General features: G+C 64.0%; 20 protein-coding genes. 6 read left to right on the top strand and 14 right to left on the bottom strand.

Going from position 1 to position 19,870, the window contains the following annotated elements; all coding sequences use genetic code 11:
• Nucleotides 1-77: 77 nt before the first annotated feature.
• The 4 genes from LB543_RS28280 to LB543_RS28265 form a co-directional block, all read right to left on the bottom strand.
• Complete coding sequence (locus tag LB543_RS28280) at nucleotides 78-1,241, bottom strand: acyl-CoA dehydrogenase family protein (RefSeq protein ID WP_023772121.1); 1,164 nt, start codon at nucleotides 1,239-1,241, stop codon at nucleotides 78-80.
• Between the two features lie 4 nt (nucleotides 1,242-1,245).
• Nucleotides 1,246-2,340: a carnitine 3-dehydrogenase gene (locus LB543_RS28275; RefSeq protein WP_224616507.1), complete on the bottom strand. Its 1,095-nt coding sequence runs from the start codon at nucleotides 2,338-2,340 to the stop codon at nucleotides 1,246-1,248.
• The gene (locus LB543_RS28270; protein WP_224616506.1) at nucleotides 2,337-2,966 is read right to left on the bottom strand and encodes an HD domain-containing protein; all 630 of its coding nucleotides are present in this window, start codon (nucleotides 2,964-2,966) and stop codon (nucleotides 2,337-2,339) included. The genes LB543_RS28275 and LB543_RS28270 overlap by 4 nt, the downstream gene beginning before the upstream one ends.
• Before the next feature lie 79 nt (nucleotides 2,967-3,045).
• Nucleotides 3,046-3,963 (bottom strand): 3-keto-5-aminohexanoate cleavage protein, encoded by a 918-nt coding sequence (locus LB543_RS28265; protein WP_224616505.1) that lies wholly within the window; start codon nucleotides 3,961-3,963, stop codon nucleotides 3,046-3,048.
• A 79-nt stretch (nucleotides 3,964-4,042) separates the two neighbouring features.
• Between LB543_RS28265 and LB543_RS28260 the strand changes: the two genes are divergently transcribed.
• Nucleotides 4,043-5,023: a GlxA family transcriptional regulator gene (locus LB543_RS28260; RefSeq protein WP_140758833.1), complete on the top strand. Its 981-nt coding sequence runs from the start codon at nucleotides 4,043-4,045 to the stop codon at nucleotides 5,021-5,023.
• A 162-nt stretch (nucleotides 5,024-5,185) separates the two neighbouring features.
• Here LB543_RS28260 and LB543_RS28255 read toward each other — a convergent pair whose 3' ends face one another.
• Together LB543_RS28255 and xylA are read right to left on the bottom strand one after the other, a co-directional pair.
• On the bottom strand, nucleotides 5,186-5,395 hold the full coding sequence (locus LB543_RS28255) for a hypothetical protein (protein ID WP_027142450.1): 210 nt from the start codon (nucleotides 5,393-5,395) through the stop codon (nucleotides 5,186-5,188).
• Between the two features lie 208 nt (nucleotides 5,396-5,603).
• On the bottom strand, nucleotides 5,604-6,929 hold the full coding sequence (xylA, locus tag LB543_RS28250; RefSeq protein ID WP_224616504.1) for a xylose isomerase: 1,326 nt from the start codon (nucleotides 6,927-6,929) through the stop codon (nucleotides 5,604-5,606).
• Between the two features lie 112 nt (nucleotides 6,930-7,041).
• On the opposite strand from xylA, the gene LB543_RS28245 reads away from it, so the two are divergent.
• On the top strand, nucleotides 7,042-7,404 hold the full coding sequence (locus LB543_RS28245) for a nuclear transport factor 2 family protein (RefSeq protein ID WP_224616503.1): 363 nt from the start codon (nucleotides 7,042-7,044) through the stop codon (nucleotides 7,402-7,404).
• 263 nt (nucleotides 7,405-7,667) lie between these two features.
• Here LB543_RS28245 and xylB read toward each other — a convergent pair whose 3' ends face one another.
• The 3 genes from xylB to LB543_RS28230 all read right to left on the bottom strand — a co-directional run bounded on the left by xylB (nucleotide 7,668) and on the right by LB543_RS28230 (nucleotide 11,230).
• Nucleotides 7,668-9,122 carry a xylulokinase gene (xylB, locus tag LB543_RS28240; protein ID WP_224616502.1) on the bottom strand — a complete coding sequence of 485 codons (1,455 nt, stop codon included), beginning with the start codon at nucleotides 9,120-9,122 and terminating at the stop codon, nucleotides 7,668-7,670.
• 80 nt (nucleotides 9,123-9,202) lie between these two features.
• A complete protein-coding gene (locus tag LB543_RS28235; RefSeq protein WP_224616501.1) occupies nucleotides 9,203-10,528 on the bottom strand; it encodes a tetratricopeptide repeat protein in 1,326 nt (441 codons plus the stop codon).
• Between the two features lie 78 nt (nucleotides 10,529-10,606).
• Nucleotides 10,607-11,230, bottom strand: a complete 624-nt coding sequence (locus tag LB543_RS28230) for a LysE family translocator (protein ID WP_224616500.1) — start codon at nucleotides 11,228-11,230, stop codon at nucleotides 10,607-10,609.
• A gap of 185 nt (nucleotides 11,231-11,415) precedes the next feature.
• Here LB543_RS28230 and LB543_RS28225 point away from each other — a divergent pair, with 185 nt between their 5' ends.
• From LB543_RS28225 to LB543_RS28210, 4 genes are all read left to right on the top strand, one after another.
• Nucleotides 11,416-12,183, top strand: coding sequence for a L,D-transpeptidase (locus LB543_RS28225; protein ID WP_140758825.1), 768 nt, complete (start codon nucleotides 11,416-11,418; stop codon nucleotides 12,181-12,183).
• A 212-nt stretch (nucleotides 12,184-12,395) separates the two neighbouring features.
• Nucleotides 12,396-13,562 carry a diphosphate--fructose-6-phosphate 1-phosphotransferase gene (locus LB543_RS28220; protein ID WP_140758824.1) on the top strand — a complete coding sequence of 389 codons (1,167 nt, stop codon included), beginning with the start codon at nucleotides 12,396-12,398 and terminating at the stop codon, nucleotides 13,560-13,562.
• A 98-nt stretch (nucleotides 13,563-13,660) separates the two neighbouring features.
• Entirely contained in the window at nucleotides 13,661-14,335 is a 675-nt protein-coding gene (locus LB543_RS28215; protein WP_181178603.1) for an MBL fold metallo-hydrolase, read from the top strand.
• A gap of 188 nt (nucleotides 14,336-14,523) precedes the next feature.
• Nucleotides 14,524-16,071 carry a DegQ family serine endoprotease gene (locus tag LB543_RS28210; protein WP_224616499.1) on the top strand — a complete coding sequence of 516 codons (1,548 nt, stop codon included), beginning with the start codon at nucleotides 14,524-14,526 and terminating at the stop codon, nucleotides 16,069-16,071.
• Nucleotides 16,072-16,126: 55 nt separating this feature from the next.
• On the opposite strand, the gene coaA is transcribed toward LB543_RS28210, so the two are convergent.
• From coaA to hisA, 5 genes are read right to left on the bottom strand one after another with little or no spacing between them, the layout of a single operon-like run.
• Nucleotides 16,127-17,086, bottom strand: coding sequence for a type I pantothenate kinase (gene coaA / locus LB543_RS28205; protein WP_140758821.1), 960 nt, complete (start codon nucleotides 17,084-17,086; stop codon nucleotides 16,127-16,129).
• A gap of 24 nt (nucleotides 17,087-17,110) precedes the next feature.
• The gene (locus tag LB543_RS28200) at nucleotides 17,111-17,434 is read right to left on the bottom strand and encodes a phosphoribosyl-ATP diphosphatase (protein WP_140758820.1); all 324 of its coding nucleotides are present in this window, start codon (nucleotides 17,432-17,434) and stop codon (nucleotides 17,111-17,113) included.
• A gap of 60 nt (nucleotides 17,435-17,494) precedes the next feature.
• On the bottom strand, nucleotides 17,495-18,289 hold the full coding sequence (gene hisF, locus LB543_RS28195; RefSeq protein WP_224599018.1) for an imidazole glycerol phosphate synthase subunit HisF: 795 nt from the start codon (nucleotides 18,287-18,289) through the stop codon (nucleotides 17,495-17,497).
• Nucleotides 18,286-19,122 (bottom strand): arginase family protein, encoded by an 837-nt coding sequence (locus LB543_RS28190; protein ID WP_224616498.1) that lies wholly within the window; start codon nucleotides 19,120-19,122, stop codon nucleotides 18,286-18,288. Before LB543_RS28190 ends, hisF begins: the two co-directional genes overlap by 4 nt.
• Nucleotides 19,119-19,868, bottom strand: a complete 750-nt coding sequence (gene hisA, locus LB543_RS28185) for a 1-(5-phosphoribosyl)-5-[(5-phosphoribosylamino)methylideneamino]imidazole-4-carboxamide isomerase (protein WP_140813641.1) — start codon at nucleotides 19,866-19,868, stop codon at nucleotides 19,119-19,121. Before hisA ends, LB543_RS28190 begins: the two co-directional genes overlap by 4 nt.
• Between the last annotated feature and the right edge of the window lie 2 nt (nucleotides 19,869-19,870).

Below are 19,870 nucleotides of genomic sequence, written 5' to 3'. Positions count from 1 at the left end.
TTTCGTTTGAGCGCGATCTCAGGACAAACGATCTCGTTTGCCCGACAAAACCGGATGCCGGCTTTGGCTATCATGCTCTAAGCGCCGAACGGACGCAGCAGCGCCCGCGAAATAATATGTCGCTGAATCTCCGAAGTGCCTTCCCAGATGCGCTCGACGCGGGCATCGCGCCAGATGCGTTCCAGCGGCAGGTCGTCCATCAGCCCCATGCCGCCATGGATCTGGATCGCCTCGTCGGCAACGAAGGCGAGCATTTCGGTGGCCTTCAGCTTGGCCATGGCCATGTCCTGGTCGGTGACGGTGCCCTGATCGTACTTCCAGCCGGCTTCGAACACCATTAGGTCGGCGGCCTTGAGTTCCGTCGCCATGTCGGCGAGCTTGAACGACACGCCCTGGAACTTGCCGATCTGTTGGCCGAACTGCTGGCGCTGCGCGGCGTATTCGACGGCATGGCCAAGCGCCCGCTCGGCGCGGCCGAGGCAGGTGGCGCCGACCTGCAGGCGCGTGGCGCCGAGCCAGGAATTGGCGACGTCGAACCCCTTGTGCACTTCGCCCAGAACCTGGGATGCCGGCAGGCGGCAGTCGTCGAATTCGAGGATGGCGTTGGTGTAGCCGCGATGCGAGACGTTGCGATAGCCGTCGCGCACCGTGAAGCCCTTGGTGCCCTTGTCGACGAAGAACGCGGTGATCTTCTTGCGTTTTCCACGCGGCGAATCCTCTTCGCCCGAAGCCATGAAGACGATGGCGAAATCGGCGAGATCGGCGTGCGAGATAAAATGCTTGGTGCCGTTCAGCACCCAGTCGTCGCCGTCCTGCACGGCGGTCGCCTTCATGCCGCGCAGGTCGGAGCCGGCGCCTGGCTCCGTCATCGCCAGGCAGTCCCACTTCTCGCCACGGATGCAGGGGAAAAGATACTTTTCGCGCTGCTCCGGCGTGCCGGCGAGCAGGATGTTGGAGGGGCGGGCAACGCAGGTCCAGTGCAGCGCGTAATTGGCGCGGCCGAGCTCCTTTTCGTAGAGCAGCCAGGTCACCGTATCGAGCCCCGCGCCGCCGACATCGGCCGGCATGTTGGCCGCATAAAGTCCGGCCTCGATCGCCTTCGCCTTGATCTCCTCGATCAGCTCGCGGCGCAGCACGCCCGTGCGCTCGACCTCGCGTTCATGCGGATAGAGCTCGTTCTCGACGAAGGCGCGCGTCGTCTCGACAATGAGCTTCTGCTCTTCCGAAAGACCGAAATCCATGGTCTCAGCCCTTCTTCTTTTTCTTCGGCTTTTCGGCTTTCCTCACCGGCTTGGCGGCCCTGGCCTTTTCCGCCGCCTTTGAAGCCACGGGCTTCTTCGCCGCCAGCTTGGCGAGTTGCTTCGTATAGTCCTTGTGCAGCGCGCCGGCGCCCCAGCCCTTGCCCTTGTTCTGCTTCGACAGCGCATCCATGATCGCGACGAGATTGTCGTCGCGGATCTTTTCCAGCTCGCGGATCGACAGGCCGTGCGCCTGGTCGTCCGACTGGGTGGCGATCAGGTCGACCAACTCGTCGTTGAACTCCGGCACGTCCATCAGCTTGGTCCACGGCCATTTCAGGCAGGGTCCGAACTGCGCCATGAAGTGGCGCATGCCGGCTTCGCCGCCGGCGACGCGGTAGACCTGGAACATGCCCATCTGCGCCCAGCGCAGGCCGAAACCATAGCGCATGATGTCGTCGAGTTCCTCGACCGTGCAGATGCCGTCCTTGATCAGCCATAGCGCCTCGCGCCAGGCGGCTTCGAGCAGGCGGTCGCCGACGAAGGCCTCGATCTCCTTGCGGATGACGACCGGCTTCATGCCGATCGAGGCGTAGATTTCCTTGGCGACCTCGATTGCCTCGGGGAAGGTCTGGTCGCCACCGACGATCTCGACCAGCGGCAGCAGATAGACCGGGTTGAACGGATGGCCGACGACCAGCCGCTCCGGATGCTTCTTCATCGCCACCTGCATGTCGGTCGGCTTGATGCCGGAGGTCGAGGAGCCGACAATGGCGTTGGCCGGCGCGTGGGTGTCGATCTCGGCCAGCACCTTGTGCTTGAGGTCGAGCCGTTCCGGCACGCTTTCCTGGATGAAATCGGCATCGGCCACCGCTTCGGCGATCGTCTTGGCGAAGGTCAGCTTGCCCTCTTTGGGCAGACCGCCGGGAACCATCTGCTTGTAGGCGCGGCGTGCGCCCTTCATCACTTCCGAGACCTTGCGCGAGGCCTCCGGGTCGGGATCGAAGATCGAGACGTCGATGCCGTTCAAGAGCAGCCGCGCGACCCAGCCGGCGCCGATGACGCCGCCGCCAATGGCGGCCGCCTTGTTGATGATGCTCATTGAGAGGCTCCGGTTCTTTTGCTGGCTGTTTGGAGATCTGTGAGAGGTACACGCTCGCCGGCGCGGATGATCGCTGGATCGTAAGCGTTACGAGAAAAGACTTCGAGCACGAAGGGCCGGAAGAATTCGATCGGCAGCGTGTCATAGTCGGGATCGAAGCTCGACTGGTCCCAGCGCTCGCAAAACGCATCGCAATCGTCGAAATAGGCATGGCCGGCGAAGCGGTCGCGCGCATGGCGGTTGCCGCCGAGATGATGGGCGTAGTAGAGGCGCTGGAAATCGCCATGCTTCTCCACCACCCAGGTGCATTGCTCCCGCACGAAGGGCTTCAGGATCGACGCGGCGTATTCGTCATGATTGTAGGGCGCGTAGATGTCGCCGATGTCGTGCAGCAGCGCACAGGCGATCCAGTCGGTGTCGGCGCCATCGCGCCAGGCGCGCGTGGCTGCCTGCAGCGAATGGCCGAGCCGGGTAATCTTGTAGCCGGACAGGCCTTCGTCGAGCTGCACCAGCGCGTCGAGCAGCCGCTCGCCGGTCCTGGCCGCATAGTCGATTTCATGGGCGGTCAGGAACTCGTAGTCGTCCCTGTCGCCATCCTTCATCGCGGTGAATTTGACGGTAGCCATATCGACCCTCCCTGCGAATAATCTTCTTGTTTGAACATGATCTTATCCGAAAACCGGTTCCCACTTTTCGGGATCATGCTCATGCCGTTATCGGCGCTCGCTTGGTCAGGTTGAGCTTTTTGCGCACTTCTTCCGGTCCCAAAATCCTGGCGCCGAGATTGGTGACGATGGAGGCGGCGCGCTCGACCAGTTGCGCATTGGTCGCCAGCACGCCCTTGTCGAGCCACAGATTGTCCTCGAGCCCGACGCGGACATTGCCGCCGGCGAGCACCGCCGCCGCTACATAGGCCATCTGGTTGCGGCCGATCGCGAAGGCCGACCAGTTCCATGTCGAAGGCACGTTGTTGACCATCGCCATGAAGGTGTTGAGGTCGTCGGGCGCACCCCACGGCACGCCCATGCAGAGCTGCACCAGCGCGTCGGGGTTCAGCACCTTTTCCTCGACCAACTGCTTGGCGAACCAGAGATGCCCGGTGTCGAAAGCCTCGATCTCGGGCTTGACGCCGAGCGCCGTCATCATGCCGCCCATCGCACGCAGCATGCCGGGCGTGTTGGTCATGACATAGTCGGCTTCGGCGAAATTCATGGTGCCGCAGTCGAGCGTGCAGATTTCAGGCAGGCACTGGCGCACATGTTCCATGCGGTTGGTGGCGCCGCCCATGTCGGTGCCGTTTTCGTTGAGCGGCAGCGGCGCTTCCGGCGAGCCGAACACCATGTCGCCGCCCATGCCGGCGGTCAGGTTCAGAATGACGTCGACGTCCGCCGCGCGGATGCGCTCGGTCACTTCGCGATAGAGATGCACGTCGCGCCTGGGCTTGCCGGTTTCGGGGTCGCGCACATGGCAATGGACGATTGCAGCACCCGCCTTGGCCGCGTCGATCGCCGAATCGGCGATCTGCTTGGGCGAGCGCGGCACATGCGGGGAGCGATCCTGCGAGCCGCCGGATCCGGTCACGGCACAGGTAATGAAAACCTCACGGTTCATCGCGAGCGGCATGGAATGTTCCTCCCAATCAAACAGAGAGCGTAGCATTGCGCGACTTGCCGGAGACTGCTTTGCGCTTTACGAAGACGGCATGATAAAAAACGAAAAAACGACAATCTTTCGAGCCGAGCAGTCGCCGCTCAAGGTGACGCTACTGGTATTTTCCGGAGCGTCCATCATGTGCGTGGCATGCGCCGTCGATCCGTTGCGTGCCGCCAACCGTATCGCCGGTGAAACCCTGTTCGACTTCAAACTGGTTTCGGTGACCGGTGAGGCGCCGGTCACAACATGCGGCTTGCCCGTGGCGGTCAGCGGCCGGTTCGATGCGACGGAACCAACCGATGTCCTTGTCGTGGTCGCGGGCTTCGGTACGCAGAACTATGCCACGTCAGCCTTGCTTGCCGGCCTGCGCCGCGCGGCCCGGTCGGCCCGCGCCTGCGGCGGCGTCGAGGCAGGCACGTGGCTGGTGGCGCGTGCAGGCTTGCTGGAAGGACGCAGCGCCACCACCCATTGGGAGGACATGGAGGATTTTTCGTCCGCCTTTCCAGGCGTCGACGTGCGCCCCGATCGATATATCATCGATGGGCCGGTGTTCACCACGGGCGGTGCGTCCCCGACCCTGGACCTGATGTTGCATCTGATCCGCACTCGGCTCGGCATGGCGGTTGCGCTGGATGTGGCAAGTGCGTTCATCTACGATCAGGCGCGCGTGGCGACCGATGCACAGCCGCTGGTCTCGCTTGGCCGGCTTGATGGCTACGATCCACGGTTGGCACAAGCCATCCGGCTGATGGAAGCGCATGTCGACCAGCCGCTGACCATAGAGGCCATTGCAAAACGTGCAGGCGTGACGGCGCGGACGCTGGAAAGCATCTTTCGCAAGTCGATCGGCGAGACGCCGGGCGCCTACTATCTCAGGTTGCGCCTGGGTGCCGCGCGCCGGCTCGTGGTCGACACGCGGATCGCCATGGCGGATATTGCCGGGCGGACGGGGTTCTCGTCTGCCGCGGCCTTTTCCAGAGCGTTTTCAAGAGCTTTTGGCGAAGCCCCCGTCAGGCTTCGCCGGGGTTAATGCATGTCGCTCGGAAGTGTCCTCGGTTCCGGGATAACGACATGCATAAAATCAGAAACTTACAGCAGGTCGGGCGAATCCTATTCGCCGCGACATGCTGTAGTGCAGGCCGCCCAAAACTGTGTAGCGGTTTTGGGGCAACGACATGCACGGATAGAGGATTTATGCCGCATTCTGGCGGTCGCTGCCGCCATCGATCTGCGAGCGCATCTGCCGCGCGAGATGGGTCTCGAAGCGGCTGGCAACGGCGCGGTCCCATTCATTGGTGCTGCGTGCGCCCTGCTTTGGATGCGGCATTGCCATCAGCCGGTCGATGATCGATCCGGCCTCGCCAGGTGAGAGCAGGGCGTCGATTTCACGTTCGTTCTGCATATCGGTTCGCCTCCTTCTTCCTCTCCCGCCACGAGCAATATCTATACGAGATTCGTGACGGCAGTTTGAAGGCAAGAGCTGGGCGATTGAGGGGCGCTGGGGGCAAAACCTTGTCGTGGATTTCAGCATGGCGCGCAAAAGGTTTCCGCGCGCCAAGCTTTTTCGTATCACATGGCCGCCGGCCTGGATTGCCGGCGGCCAAACAGCGTCAGACGTAGCGGTTGACGATGTTTTCGAGCAGTTCCTGACGGCCGGAGCGCGGCTGCGGTTCGATCTTCTTTTTCACCACGCGCTCGGCGATCTCTTCCAGCGTCCGCTTGCCCGAGAGCATCGCCTTGGCCTCGGTGCCGTTCCAGCCGGCATAGCGCTCGGCGAGCGGACCCGACAGCGCCCTGTCCTCGACCATGCGGGCTGCCGCCTTCAGGCCGCGCGCACAGGAATCCATGCCGCCGATATGACCGATCAGCAGGTCCTGCGGGTCGAGCGACTGGCGGCGCAGCTTGGCGTCGAAATTGGTGCCGCCGGTTTTGAAGCCGCCGGCCTGGAGGACCTGGTAATAGGCGAGCGCCATCTCCGGCACGTTGTTGGGGAACTGGTCGGTGTCCCAGCCCGACTGGTAATCGTTGCGGTTCATGTCGATCGAGCCGAAGACGCCGAGCGCATTGGCCAGCGCCAGTTCGTGCTCGAAGGAATGGCCGGCCAGGATGGCATGGCCTTGCTCGATGTTGAGCTTGACCTCCTTCTCCAGGCCGAAGCGCTTGAGAAAGCCGTAGACGGTCGCGACATCATAGTCATACTGGTGTTTTGTCGGCTCCTGCGGCTTCGGCTCGATCAGGATCGTGCCCTTGAAGCCGATCTTGTGCTTGTAGTCGACGACGAGGTTCAGGAACCGGCCGGCCTGTTCCTGCTCGCGGGCAAGGTCGGTGTTGAGCAGCGTCTCGTAGCCCTCGCGCCCGCCCCACAGCACGTAGTTCTCGCCCTTTAGCCGCTTGGTGACGTCGATGCAGCTCTTCACCGTCGCCGCGGCGTAGGCGAACACATCCGGATCGGGATTGGTCGCGGCACCCGACATGAAACGGCGGTTGGAAAACAGGTTCGCCGTACCCCAGAGAAGCTTGACCCCGGTCTGCTTCATCTTTCCGGCGAAATAATCCGCGATTTCATCGAGACGGGCCGCACTTTCGGAGAAATCCTTGCCCTCGGGCCGCACATCGGCGTCGTGGAAGCAGAAATAGGGGGCACCGAGCAGCGAGAACATCTCGAAGGCGACGTCTGCTTTCAGTTTCGCCAGTTCCATCGTGTCGACGCCGCCGGCCTTGGGGAACCAGGGACGGTCGAAGGTCTGGCCGCCGAACGGGTCGCCGCCCGGCCAGGCGAAGGAATGCCAGTAGGCGACGGCAAAGCGCAGATGGTCTTCCAGCCGCTTGCCTGCCACCACTTCGTCGGGATTGTAGAAACGATAGGCCAGTGGATTGGTCGAATCCGGTCCCTCATATTTGATCTTCTGGATGTCGCCGAAAAAGCCGCTGCTCATGTTCTCTTCCTCTCCAAGATAGTTTTGCCTGATTACCTCAGGCGTAATTGGTTTCACGCCGGCGCTGGTCGAAAACGGTCATGTCAAAACCGTCAAACGAAGGAGACAGACCATGACCGACCTCGACACGATCGCCCAGAACTACATCACCGCCTGGAACGAAGCCGATGCCGACCGCCGGGCAGCCTTGCTCGAGGCTGTCTTCACCGAAGACGTCAGCTACAGTGATCCTCTCATGCAGGGCGACGGCCATGAAGGCGTCGCGGCGCTGATCGACGGCGTGCAGCAGCGCTTTGCCGGCTTCCGCTTCTCGCTGAAGGGCACGCCGGACGGCTTTGCCGACAAAATCCGCTTCTCTTGGAACCTCGGCCCCGAGGACACGCCTTCCGTCATCGAAGGCACCGATATCGGCGTCATCGAGAACGGCCGCCTGAAGAGCGTCACCGGCTTCCTGGATAAAGTGCCCGCGCAGTGAGGTCACCTCTTCAAGATGTGGTTGGGAATACCAATCGCCAAAGTCGGCGCCGCCCCTCATCGCCCTGCCGGGCACTTCTCCCCGTATAGTGACGGGGAGAAGCGGGCTGGCCGCAACCTTGGCGCCCGCCTCGCTACGCTGGTGATTGGCGAAAGCGGTGACGGGAGCGCCCCTCTCCCCGTCCCTATACGGGGAGAGGATGCCGGCAGGCAGGTGAGGGGCAGCGCCAGCGCCTGGACAAAGGGGGTGGAGTAAGCCCACGCTCACGCCGTGGCGCTCTTGATCGCCGGGTAAAGCGCCCGGTAGCGGTGATAGGCATCGGCATAGGCGCCGCCGAGTGCCGAATCCGGTTCGATCGTGGCGTCGGTCTTCGGCGCCGTGCAGACGCTGAGCGGATCGGCGCCCGTCGCGGCGATCAGGCCGAGCCGGGCGGCACCGAAGGCGGCGCCGAAATCGCCATCGGCGGGGATGTCGACCGGCAGTTGCAGCCCGGTGGCGATCGCCTTCAGCCAGTAGCGCGAGCGCGAACCGCCGCCGATCGCGGTCACGCGCGTCAAGGTCGTGCCGGCCGTCTTCAACGCTTCCAGGCTGTCGCGGAAGGCGAAGGCGACGCCTTCGAGCACGGCCTGGGTCAGCACGGCGCGGCCCGATTCATGCGCGAGGCCGGTGAAGGAACCGCGAATGACGGAATCATTGTGCGGCGTGCGCTCGCCCGAGAGATAGGGCAGAAAGGACACGCCGGTCGGCGCTTTCAGGGAATCGCCGAGTTCCGAGGTCAACTCGCCGGCGCCTTTGCCCGTGATCTCCGACAGCCAGTTGAGCGAATCGGTCGCCGACAGGATGACGCCCATCTGGTGCCAGGTGTCGGGCAGCGCATGGCAGAAGGTGTGCACCGCGCTTGCCGGGTTCGGCAGATAGGACGCGTTGGCGGCAAACAGCACGCCCGACGTGCCGAGCGAGACAAAAGCATGGCCGGCGCCGACCGTGCCCATGCCGCAGGCGGAAGCCGCATTGTCGCCGGCGCCGCCAGCCACCGGAATGCCGGCGGCGATGCCCCATCGCGATGCAAGTTCGCTGCGCAGGCCGCCAGCCTTTGCCGTACCTTCGACCAGAGATGGCATGTGCTTCTCGTCAAGCGATGTCGCCGCGAGCAGGTCCGCGGACCAGCGGCGCTTGCCGACATCGAGCCAGGACGTACCGGCCGAGTCGGACATTTCCGAAATATGTTCGCCGGTCAGCCAAAGCCGCAGAAAATCCTTCGGCAAAAGCACCTTTGCCACCTTGGCGAAGACAGCGGGCTCGTTGTTCTTGACCCAGGCGAGCTTGGGCGCGGTGAAACCGGGAAAGACGATGTTGCCGGTGAGCGCGCGGAAGCGCGGATCGGCGTCGAGCGCGGCCGCCTCGACATGGCTGCGCGTGTCGTTCCACAGAATGCAGGGGCGCAGCACCTTGTCGGCCGCATCGAGCAAGGTCGCGCCATGCATCTGGCCGGACAGGCCGATGCCCTTCACCGCCGCGAATTGCCCGGGGTGCGACGCCTTCAGTTCGGCGATCGCGTCCTCGCAGGCGCGTATCCAGTGCAGGGGATCCTGTTCGGACCAGCCGGGATGCGGCCGAGAAACATCGAGCGTGCCATGGCCGGAGCCGATGACGCCCTGTCCGGCATCGATCAGCAGCGCCTTGACGCCCGATGTGCCCAGGTCGAGGCCGAGATACATGGTTTCCTCCCACGTTCTTATTTTTTTCGGAGCCCGAAAAAATATGCTTGAGCAGTTTTTAAGGCAAGATCCGCTCCGGGTCAATTCTCCGACAAATCGGCGGCGCGTCTCGAAAACAGCGCCGACAGCGGACTGTCCGGGCGTGCCGTCGAGCGCTCCGTCGTCAGTGCCTTGGCAAGCGCGGCGTCGCCGGCGCGCAGGGCGGCCTCGATCAGCGTGAGATCGAGGACGTCGCGCTGCGCGTGGCTGCCGCCAAAGCGATGGGCGATGGCCCGGATCGGACCGATCAGTCGGATGGTTTCGGCGTAGTTGCCCTCTCCGAACGCCTTGATCGCAAGCGTCAGGGGATGGCCGACATCGCTGGTGAAGCCGGCGTTGTCGTTACTGCCCCGCATCGCCTCGCGCTGGGTTTCGAGCAAGGTCTGGGCCGGGGCGTCGAGCCCGGCGCCGACGAAGGCCATCATCGCATGGGCGTCGTTGAAGGCGTAATTGCCGGAGGCGGCCTTGGGCACCCAATTGGCGGCCAGCGCCACCCAGCGGTCGCCGACATCGATCCCACCGAGATGAAGCCGCCACAGGATCGCCGATGCATCGACCATGTTGAGCGCCAGCGTTGATCTGTTGCCGTAGATCGGCCCGTCATAGAGCGCCAGCACCTCTGCGGTCTCGCCGAGGTCGTAGTGGAACAGCGCCAGGTGCCACCAATTGTGCACTTGGAGGAAGCTCTCCTTCGTCCAGGCTTCGGGATCGGAACGCATCCAGGCAATGCCGTCCCTTTGCCGGCTTTGCATCTCCATCACATGCGCGACCGCATGTTGCGCCCAGCCGTCGCGCGGCTCCATCTCGACCGCTGTACGACCCAGTCTTTCGGCCTGCGCATACTCACCCATTTCTTCGAGCCCGAAGGCCTGCATGCCGAGGATGGCGTGGTAGCCCGGCATGTCCGTCCGCCATGACGGCAGGGCGCGGGCGATGCGGTCGCGCAGCATGCGGGCGTTGCCGGTGAAGAAATCGACCTGGTGTCCGACCTGGAGCGCCACGGCATCGAGGGGGAAATCGATCGCTATGTCCCGCAGGATATCGGAGGCCTGATGCCAGCGCCCGTTGGCGAGGTGGCCGAGGGCCGAGACATGGGCCCGCTCGCGGGTTGTCGCGGCAAGCGGCAGTGCCGCCTCGTGGCAGGTCCTGGCCACGGCCGTCGCCTCCGGTTCGGTGGCAAGGCCGAAAAGGTAGCCCTTGAAGACATGCGCCATCACGAAACCGGGATCCTGCGCGATGGCGCGACCGACGGAGTTCGCCGGATCGCCAATGAAACACTGCAATTCGCGCACAGCCTGGCCGTAGGAAGAGAGCCCGCCCTGTGTCGCGCCTGACAATGATAGGCCGAATTCGTCCTTGATCATCATGCCTCGTCCCTGGATCGCCGCCCCGGCGCCGATCCTAGAGCATCGACTGCTGGCGCGCCAAGCGACCAGAGAAGCCGGCTAGTTGCCCGACCGCATCGCCACCGTGGCGATGCCGGCGCCGACCAGCAGCGTGCCGCCGGTGCGGTTGAAGATGCGGATCGCGTTGGGATTGCGCACCACGTTGCGGGCGCGGGCCGCGATCAGCGCATAACCGAAGGCATTGGCGAAGGCGAGCGCCAGGAAGGTCGTCTCGAAAACCAGCATCTGCGTCCAGAAATTCGCATGCCGGTCTAGAAACTGCGGCAGGAAGGCGACGAAGAAGGTGATGCTCTTCGGGTTGAGCGCGGTGACCAGCCAGGCATGCGCCATCATCCTGGCCGGCGACACCGCGTCGGTGCGAGGTTCGGCCTTCAGCGTGCCGCCGGCGCGGAACAGTTTCACGCCGAGATAGATCAGATAACCGGCGCCGATCAGCTTCAGGATGGTGAAGACACCAGCGGAAGCCGCCAGCAGTGCGCCGATGCCCAGCATCGACAGCGTCATGGCGGTGAAGTCGCCGAGCGCCACGCCGACGGCCATCGGCAAGGCGGTGCGCCAGCCCTGGCCCAGCGCATAGGACACGACCAGAAGGATGGTCGGGCCCGGGATGACAAGAAGGACGGTCGACGCGGCAGCGAAGGCGGCCCAGTTTTCGAAGGACATGCTCGTCTCCTTTGAGCTCAAAGAAGAGGATAAATCCTTGGGTCCCGAAGAATGTAAAGGGCCGAATCTTTGTTTTTGCAAACACAAGCAGCACAAGGCATTCACGCTTTATCAACCATGAATGATGAAAATGCCTGCTATCCGGCCGGACCGTGCTTCCCGCCGAAAGCGTAGGGTTTGGGTATATGGGTGAGTTGCCGCAAGGTCCGACGCCGCCGCGAAACGGCGACGCAATCGAAACCGATCTTCTTCTCTCCCGCCGCGCCGTCCTGTCCGGGGCGGGCGCTTTGGCGCTGCTCGGCGTCGCCGGCTGCTCGACTTCGGGTGGTGGCGACCTGCCGGCGCTCCAACTCGACGATACGGTCACCGGTTCGGTGCCGATCCGGCCTTCGATCAGCGTCGACAAGAACATCACCAGCCCTGACGTCATGTATGCCTCCTTGACGGACAACGGCTTCAACGTGCCCGAGGTCCCCTATCTCAAGGTGAAGCCGGAATTCCGCCGCCAGATCGTCGTCGACACCACTGGCGAGGCGCCCGGCACGATCGTCGTGCATCTCAAGGAGCGCATGCTCTATCTCGTCCAGCCGGGCGGCGACGCCATCCGCTACGGCGTCGGCATAGGCAAGGACGGGTTCCGCTGGTCCGGCCGCGCCAACATCCAGTACGGCCGGGAATGGCCGACCTGGACGCCGCCGCCCGAAATGATCCAGCGCAAGCCCGAACTGGTGAAGTGGCAGGGCGGCCAGCCCGGCGGCCTGACCAATCCGCTCGGCGCCCGGGCGCTCTACATCTACCAGGATGGCAAGGACACCGGCTACCGCATCCATGGCTCGCCCGAATGGTGGAGCATCGGCCAGGCGATGTCGTCGGGCTGCGTGCGCCTGATCAACCAGGACATCATCGATCTCTACAGCCGGGTATCGAAGAAAAACCCCGTCGTCGTCATGTGATCGTGGCCGCGGTTTGCGGCCGCCAGACTCTTCCGTTGCGCGAGGCGACAAGACAGGCCAAGGTGCCTTGAAAACCATCGCCTAGAGCCGGATGATTTCAGGTCCGTTCGACCTGAAATCTGAATCCGTCTCTAAATCAAAGAAGTAGAGCGTGATGTCGTCCGAAAACCGCTTCACACTTTTCGGCATCATGCTCTAGGGAGACGTCAGGAATGGCCGGAACTTTTGTTATCGCGCAGGGCGGCGGCCCGACCGCCGTCATCAACCAGACGGTGGTGGGCGCCACGCTGGAGATTCGCAAGCGGCATCCCGGCGCCAAGGTGCTGGGCTCCATCCACGGCGTGCGCGGCATCCGTGACGGCAACTATGTCGATCTTTCCGCCATTCCGGAGGACCGGCTGCGGCTGATCGCCGGAACGCCGAGCGCCGCACTCGGCTCCACGCGCGACAAGCCGGATGCCGCCTATTGCGAGGTCATCCTGAAGGGCCTGCAGAAAGCGGGAGCCGACGCCTTCATCTATATCGGCGGCAACGACACCTCGGGCACCCAGCAAATCCTGACCGATGCCGCCGGCGGCAAGATCGCTTTCGTCCATGCGCCGAAAACCATCGACAACGATCTCGAGGAAAACGACCATACGCCGGGCTTCATTTCGGCGGCCGAATTCGTCGCCGGTGCCTTCCTGTCCGTCGATCTGGATTTTCGCGCGCTGCCCGGCATCTATGTCGGCATCGTCATGGGCCGGCATGCCGGCTTCCTGACCGCGGCGGCGGCGGCCTGGCAGCTCGACCCCGACAGCGGCCCGCATCTCGTCTACGTGCCGGAGCGGCCGTTCTCTGCTGCCGGTTTCATCGACGACGTACGCGCCACGCTCGACCGCCACAAGCGCTGCATCGTCGCCGTGTCGGAAGGCGTCAGCACCGCCGATGGCAAGGCGCTGGTCGAAAGCCTGGTGCCGGCAGAGAAGCTCGAACGCGACCAGCACGGCAACGTCAAACTGTCGGGCAGCGACCTGCCGGCGGCGCTCGAACGGGCATTGGCCGAAGGGCTCCCGGGCAAGCGGGCCCGCGTCGACGCGCTCGGCTACATGCCGCGCGGCTATGTCGGTGCCATCAGCGCGGTCGACGCGCAGGAGGCCTTCGATGCCGGCGCCTTCGCCGTCGGCGTTGCCGAACAGGGCGGCGGCTCGGTGGCGCTGCAGTATGATGGCAGCAAGATAGTGCTGAAGAAGGTTCCGCTGAAGAACGTCGCCGGCAAGACCCGACACATGCCCGACGATTTCATGAAACCCGACGTCAACCAGCTGTCCGATGCCGGCATGGCCTATCTCGAGCGGCTCGTGCCGGAAAAATACAAGGTCGGAAAGCCGTTCGTCTGATGCCCCGGCTCATACCTGACGCCGGGCCTGCAAATTATCCGGATTCTCACGTGAACTCGGGCTGGTTCAGCAAGCGCATCGTCGACGACAGGACGACGATGCTGACCGAACCGTTTGTGCACGACTATGTTCGCGCCAACATCTGGCATCTGACCGGCCGCGACGCCGACCTTCTGGTCGATACCGGCATGGGCATCTGTCCGCTGGCGCCGCAGATAAAGACGCCCGAAGGCAAGCCGCTTCTGGTCGTCGCCACCCATATCCACCTCGATCATGTCGGCTCGCTGCACGAATTTCCGCTGCGGGCCGGGCCAAGGATGAGTGCCGCGCAGTTCGAGAGCATGGATGAGGCCGCGACCTACGCCTATATGTTCCACGATCTCGAGGGCGCGGTCTCGAGATTGCCGGCGCCGGGCTGGAAATCGGCCGACTATACGATAGCGCCGGCGCCGTTGACGCGCACGCTCGACGAAGGCGACGTGGTCGATCTCGGCGACCGCCGGTTTCGGGTGCTGCACCTGCCCGGGCACTCGCCGGATTCGATCGCGCTTTTCGACGAGGCCGACGGCCTGTTCTTCAGCGGCGACGCCATCTATGACGACACGCTGATCGACGATTTGCCGGATTCCGACCGGGCCGCCTATGCCGGCACGATGCGGCGCCTGCTCGAGCTGCCGATCCGCATCGGCCATGGTGGCCACGGCCCGAGTTTCGACGGCAAGCGCATGCGTGAAATCGCGTCGGCCTATCTGCGATCCGTAAGCGCGCTCTGAATTAAATCTTCGTAAGGTCGGGCAAAACCCCTAAATTGGGCAGATCGGCGCCCTAGATAGTTTGTTGTCGATCCGGCCGGTCGCCATGTACGGCGAGACAGGCCACCCGGCTGTCGACACGCTGACGGGTGCTTTCTCCCAGGAGCCGCCCGCGGCGCCGGATCAACCCTCGCCCGGACAGAACGACCATGTCACCCCTTGGTATTCTTCGTAGGCATCGCGTCGCCGCCCTGCTGGGCGCCGCGCTGTTAATCTCTCCTGTCGTCGTCTCATTCGCCCAAAATGCCGGCAATGCCGGCCTGAGCAAAGTCGTTGCGACGACACAGACCCCAGTCGCCGGAACAACGGCCCCGAACGGATCGTTCGCGCCAGTCGTGGCCGCGACCAAGCCCGCGGTCGTCACCGTCACGACGGTCATGAAGGCGCAGCCGCGAATCATGAGCGAAGGTTCACCCTTCGGCGGCAATTCGCCCTTCGACGACTATTTCCGCCAGTTTTTCGGCGATCAGGGCATGCCCGCTCCCAAGACGCCTCCGCAGCAACAGGGGCCGCGCGCCGAGGCGCTCGGCTCGGGCTTCATCGTCAGTGCCGACGGCACCATCGTCACCAACAACCACGTCGTCGACGGCGCCTCCTCGATAAAGGTCACGCTCGACGATGGCACGGAGCTTCCGGCCACGCTGGTCGGTCACGATGCCAAGAACGACCTCGCCGTGCTGAAGATTAAGGCCGGCAAGTCGTTGCCGACCGTGAAATGGGGCGACTCCGACAAGCTCATGACAGGTGACCAGGTGCTGGCGATCGGCAATCCGTTCGGCATAGGCACCACGGTAACGGCCGGCATCGTCTCGGCGCGGGGCCGCGACTTGCATAGCGGGCCCTTCGACGATTTCATCCAGATCGACGCGCCGATCAATCACGGCAATTCCGGCGGACCGCTGGTGGACGTCAATGGGAATGTCGTCGGCATCAACACGGCGATCTATTCCCCTAACGGCGGGAGCGTCGGCGTCGGCTTCGCCATTCCGTCCGACCAGGCCCAGAAGGTGGTCGCCAAGCTGATGAAGGGCGGCAACATCGAATACGGCTATCTCGGCGTCGAGATCCAGCCGGTGACCCCGGATGTGGCAAGCGCCATGGGGCTCGACCATCCCGGCGGTGCCTTGGTCTCGCAGGTCAATGATGGGTCGCCTGCGGCCAAGGCCGGCGTCGAAACCGGCGACGTCATCACCGGCTTCGCCGGGCAGGACGTCAAGGATCCCAAGGATCTGTCGCGGTCTGTGGCCGACGTCGCGCCGGGTGCCAAGGAGACACTGGATGTCTGGCGCAAGGGCAAGGCCATGCAGATCTCGGTGGAGGTCGGGCGCAACGGTGAAGATGTGAAGACGGCATCGACTGGCAATTCCAGCGCGCCGGGCACCGGGCAGGGTTCCCGCGCGCCGGGCATCGGCCTCGGCCTGATGGACATTACGTCCGACATCCGCCAGCAGATGAACCTCCCCGAGACCGAGCACGGCGCCGTGGTTGCCAGCGTCAATCCCGACAAACCGGCAGCGGCTGCCGGCATCCAGCCGGGAGATGTCATCGTCGCCGTCAACCAGGCCCCGGTGAAGAGCGCGAAGCAGGTGACCCAAGCGATTGCCCAAGCCGGCAAATCCGGACGCAAGTCAGTGCTGCTTCTGGTGGAGCGTGGCGACACGCAGATCTATGTCGCCGTCCCGTTCGCCAATGGCTGACAGGTAACACCTGCATGGCGGGCTTGGATGAGTCCTCCGTGCGGGGTTCTATCAGCTATAACTTGCGCAGCGCCACTTCCTCGACCAGGTGGTCGGCGCCCTTGCGCAGGATCAAGTCGGCGCGGGCGCGCGTCGGCAGGATGTTTTCGCGCAGGTTCTTCAGGTTGATGTTGGTCCACAGGCCCTCGGCGATTGCCTTGGCCGCATCCTCCGACAACTGCGAATAGCGGTGGAAGAAGGAGTCCGGATTGCGGAAGGCGGTCTCGCGCAGCCGCATGAAGCGGGAAATATACCAGTTGTGGATCAGCTTCTCGTCGGCATCGATATAGATGGCGAAGTCGAAGAAGTCCGACAGGAAGGGCACGATCTTGCCGTCCTGCGGCAGCTTGCCCGGCTGCAGCACGTTGATGCCTTCGAAGATCAGGATGTCGGGCCGGTCGATGGTGACGAATTCGCCGGGGATGACGTCATAGGTGAGATGCGAATAGACCGGCGCGCGGACATCGGGCAACGCCGACTTGATGCCCGACAGGAAACGCAGCAGCGCGCCGACATCGTAGCTGTCGGGGAAACCCTTGCGCTCCATCAGGTTTTCGCGGCGCAGCACCTCGTTGGGCAGCAGGAAGCCGTCCGTGGTGATGAGATCGACCTTGGGGCTCGACGGCCATCGCGCCAGCAATTCCTTCAGCACGCGCGCCGTGGTCGATTTGCCGACCGCGACCGAACCGGCGATGCCGATGATGAACGGCGTCTTGACGACATCGACGGCATTGAAAAAGGCCTGGCGCTGCCGGAACAGAAGCTGGCTTGCCTCGACATGCGCCGACAAAAGCCGCGATAGCGACAGATAGATTCGCTTGACCTCTTCGAGGTCGACCGGGTCGTTGAGCGACCGCAGGCGGCGGAACTCGTCCTCGGTCAGCGTCAGAGGCGTGTCGGCGCGGAATTGCGACCATTGCTCGGCCGAGAAGAAGCGAAACGGAGAATATTTCTCGGTTGGCGCGAGCTGATCCATCGAGATACCTGCCCTCCCTCCCGATCAGCCCTTGGGCCGTGACGCCTTCTCGGCGATGCCCGAACGCCCGGTGCGGCTTTCGAGTTCCTCGAGCACGTCGTTCAGCGGAACGCCTGCTATGCCGAGAACGACCAGCCAATGATATATAAGATCCGCACTTTCCGAAACGAGGCCCTGTTTGTCGCCCTTGACGGCGGCGATGACCGTCTCGACCGCCTCCTCGCCGAGCTTCTGCGCCGCCTTGTCCATGCCGCGCGCGAACAGTTTGGCCGTCCACGAGTCCGGATCGCCGGAATGGGCGCGGTCGCTGACGATTTTTTCCAGGTCGGAGAGCGAAAACTCGGCCATGCCAGTCTATCTTCTTGTTTAAGCCTGATCTTTTCCGAAAGCCGGTTCAAGGAACATGCTCTAGGACCTGTTGCCCAGCGAGTCCAGCCGCATCGGCAGGCCGGCCTCGGCCATATGCGCCTTGGCTTGCGCGATCGTGTAGGTGCCGAAATGGAAGATGGAGGCCGCCAGAACCGCGCCGGCATGGCCGTCACGAATGCCTTCGACTAGGTGGTCGAGCGTGCCGACGCCACCCGAGGCGATGACCGGCGCGCGCACCGCGTCCGATACCGCCCGGGTCAGCGCGATGTCGTAGCCGGCCTTGGTGCCGTCGCGGTCCATCGAGGTCAACAGGATCTCGCCGGCGCCGCGATCGACCATCCGGCGCGCGAATTCGACGGCGTCGATGCCGGTCTTCTCGCGTCCGCCGTGGGTGAAGATCTCCCAGCGGTCGGCCTCACCGGGGCCGGACACTTTCTTGGCATCGATGGCGACGACGATGCATTGGTTGCCGAACTTGTCGGCGGCTTCGGCGACGAAATCCGGGTTCTTCACCGCGGCCGTGTTGATCGACACCTTGTCGGCGCCGGCCAGCAGCAACTTCCTGATGTCTGCAACCTGGCGCACGCCGCCGCCGACGGTCAGCGGCATGAAACATTGTTCGGCGGTGCGGGCGATGACGTCGAAGATGGTCGCGCGATTCTCCGACGAAGCGGTGATGTCGAGAAAGCAGAGCTCGTCGGCGCCGGCGGCATCATAGGCCTTGGCTGCCTCCACCGGATCGCCGGCGTCGATGAGATCGACGAAATTGACGCCCTTGACGACACGGCCGTCCTTGACGTCGAGGCAAGGGATGACGCGGGCTTTCAGCATCAGCGGCCCTCTATCGTGGCAAGCAGATCGTTGAGCAGCTGGCCGACCAGCGGCGGCACATCGGCCTGGGCATCGAAAGCCGGATCGTAAGCGGAAACGGTGATGCCGATAATCGGCACCGCAAGCGCCATGGCGCAGACCGCGTCGCGCAGCTGCTCCGGGTTCGGCCCGCCAGGGGTGGCGTAGCGATTGGCCTGCAGCTCATTGGGATCATGCACGTCGAGATCGAGATGCATGTGCACGCTGTTGGCGCCGGCTGCCCTCAGTTTTTCCGTCGCTTGCGCCACGCCGGGACATTCCGTCCGGATGACCGGCAATGTTTCGAGAAGTTTCTCCTCCGCCGGATCGAGATCGCGGGCGTTGACGAGCACGCAGCGCGCGGGATCGATCGGCTTGAATCCGGGAATGGCCGCCGCCATCGGGCGCCAGCACAGGCCAAGCACCGTCGACAGCGCCATGCCGTCGAGAAAGCCGTATACGGACGTCTCGGGCGTGTTGAGGTCGCCATGCTGGTCGGCCCAGATGATCGCATCGGCGCCTTCGCCGGCGACCGCGCCGGCACTGGTCAGGCAGTTTCCGGCCAGCACGATGGGAAACCGCCCCCTGTCGCGGGCGATGCGGACCTCGCCCGCGACGGCGTTGCAGACGGCAAAACCCGTGGCGATCTCGCGCCCCTGGTCGGCGCCAACCCTGCCGATATCCTCGACCGTGACGTCATGGCCGGCAAGGGTCAGGGCATCGACGAGCCCGCCCGATATCAACGCGTCGGGCCCCTGGCCCATGCCGCCGTGATAGTGGCCGCTGTCATAGGAGGCCAGGATGAGCGAGACCTTCACGACCGCGCCTCCGCCACCGGCCGGCCCTGCAGGATCGCCAGCGCCTCGGCGGGATCGATGCGGCCATCATAGAGGGCGCGGCCCGAGATCGCGCCTTCGAGTTTTCGCGCGTCGGGCATGGTCATGCGCACGATGTCGGCGATCGAAGCCAGCCCGCCCGAAGCGATGACCGGGATCGACACGGCCTCGGCGAGGTCGATGGTGGCGTCCCAGTTGATGCCGGTCAGCACGCCGTCGCGATCGATGTCGGTGTAGATGATGGCGGCGACGCCCGCACCTTCGAATTTCCTGGCCAGTTCGATGACGCCCAGGCTCGAGGCCTCGGCCCAGCCTTCGACCGCCACCTTGCCGCCCTTGGCGTCGATGCCGACGGCGACCTTGCCCGGAAACGCCTTGCAGGCCTGCCTGACCAGATCGGGATCGCGTACCGCCACCGTGCCGAGGATGACGCGGGCCAGTCCACGGTCGAGCCAATCCTCGATCTGCTCCAGCGTGCGGATGCCGCCGCCGAGCTGCACCGGGTTCTTCGTCGCCTTCAGGATGGCGCCGACCGCGGCGCTGTTGACGCTCTGGCCCTGGAAAGCGCCGTTGAGGTCGACGACATGCAGCCATTCGAAGCCCTGCTCCTCGAAGGCTTTGGCCTGCGCGGCCGGATCGTCATTGTAGATCGTCGCGGTCGCCATGTCGCCGTGCTTGAGGCGCACGCACTGGCCGTCCTTCAGGTCGATGGCTGGAAACAGGATCATAT

This window comes from Mesorhizobium sp. ESP7-2, from assembly GCF_020164715.1.
Lineage (GTDB): Bacteria > Pseudomonadota > Alphaproteobacteria > Rhizobiales > Rhizobiaceae > Mesorhizobium.
This window is presented reverse-complemented; position numbering and strand designations above follow the sequence as displayed.

Excerpts from the sequence above, each read along its gene's own strand:
- xylA (WP_224616504.1), bottom strand. The coding sequence starts at position 6,929 with ATGAGCAGCGGCTTTTTCGGCGACATCCAGAAGATCAAATATGAGGGA.
- LB543_RS28215 (WP_181178603.1), top strand. The coding sequence starts at position 13,661 with ATGCTGACCGAACCGTTTGTGCACGACTATGTTCGCGCCAACATCTGG.
- hisA (WP_140813641.1), bottom strand. The coding sequence starts at position 19,868 with ATGATCCTGTTTCCAGCCATCGACCTGAAGGACGGCCAGTGCGTGCGC.
- LB543_RS28200 (WP_140758820.1), bottom strand. The coding sequence starts at position 17,434 with ATGGCCGAGTTTTCGCTCTCCGACCTGGAAAAAATCGTCAGCGACCGC.
- xylB (WP_224616502.1), bottom strand. The coding sequence starts at position 9,122 with ATGTATCTCGGCCTCGACCTGGGCACATCGGGCGTCAAGGCGCTGCTG.
- LB543_RS28255 (WP_027142450.1), bottom strand. The coding sequence starts at position 5,395 with ATGCAGAACGAACGTGAAATCGACGCCCTGCTCTCACCTGGCGAGGCC.
- LB543_RS28230 (WP_224616500.1), bottom strand. The coding sequence starts at position 11,230 with ATGTCCTTCGAAAACTGGGCCGCCTTCGCTGCCGCGTCGACCGTCCTT.
- LB543_RS28245 (WP_224616503.1), top strand. The coding sequence starts at position 7,042 with ATGACCGACCTCGACACGATCGCCCAGAACTACATCACCGCCTGGAAC.
- LB543_RS28235 (WP_224616501.1), bottom strand. The coding sequence starts at position 10,528 with ATGATGATCAAGGACGAATTCGGCCTATCATTGTCAGGCGCGACACAG.
- LB543_RS28260 (WP_140758833.1), top strand. The coding sequence starts at position 4,043 with ATGATAAAAAACGAAAAAACGACAATCTTTCGAGCCGAGCAGTCGCCG.
- coaA (WP_140758821.1), bottom strand. The coding sequence starts at position 17,086 with ATGGATCAGCTCGCGCCAACCGAGAAATATTCTCCGTTTCGCTTCTTC.
- LB543_RS28275 (WP_224616507.1), bottom strand. The coding sequence starts at position 2,340 with ATGAGCATCATCAACAAGGCGGCCGCCATTGGCGGCGGCGTCATCGGC.
- LB543_RS28220 (WP_140758824.1), top strand. The coding sequence starts at position 12,396 with ATGGCCGGAACTTTTGTTATCGCGCAGGGCGGCGGCCCGACCGCCGTC.
- LB543_RS28225 (WP_140758825.1), top strand. The coding sequence starts at position 11,416 with ATGGGTGAGTTGCCGCAAGGTCCGACGCCGCCGCGAAACGGCGACGCA.
- LB543_RS28265 (WP_224616505.1), bottom strand. The coding sequence starts at position 3,963 with ATGCCGCTCGCGATGAACCGTGAGGTTTTCATTACCTGTGCCGTGACC.
- LB543_RS28210 (WP_224616499.1), top strand. The coding sequence starts at position 14,524 with ATGTCACCCCTTGGTATTCTTCGTAGGCATCGCGTCGCCGCCCTGCTG.
- LB543_RS28280 (WP_023772121.1), bottom strand. The coding sequence starts at position 1,241 with ATGGATTTCGGTCTTTCGGAAGAGCAGAAGCTCATTGTCGAGACGACG.
- LB543_RS28270 (WP_224616506.1), bottom strand. The coding sequence starts at position 2,966 with ATGGCTACCGTCAAATTCACCGCGATGAAGGATGGCGACAGGGACGAC.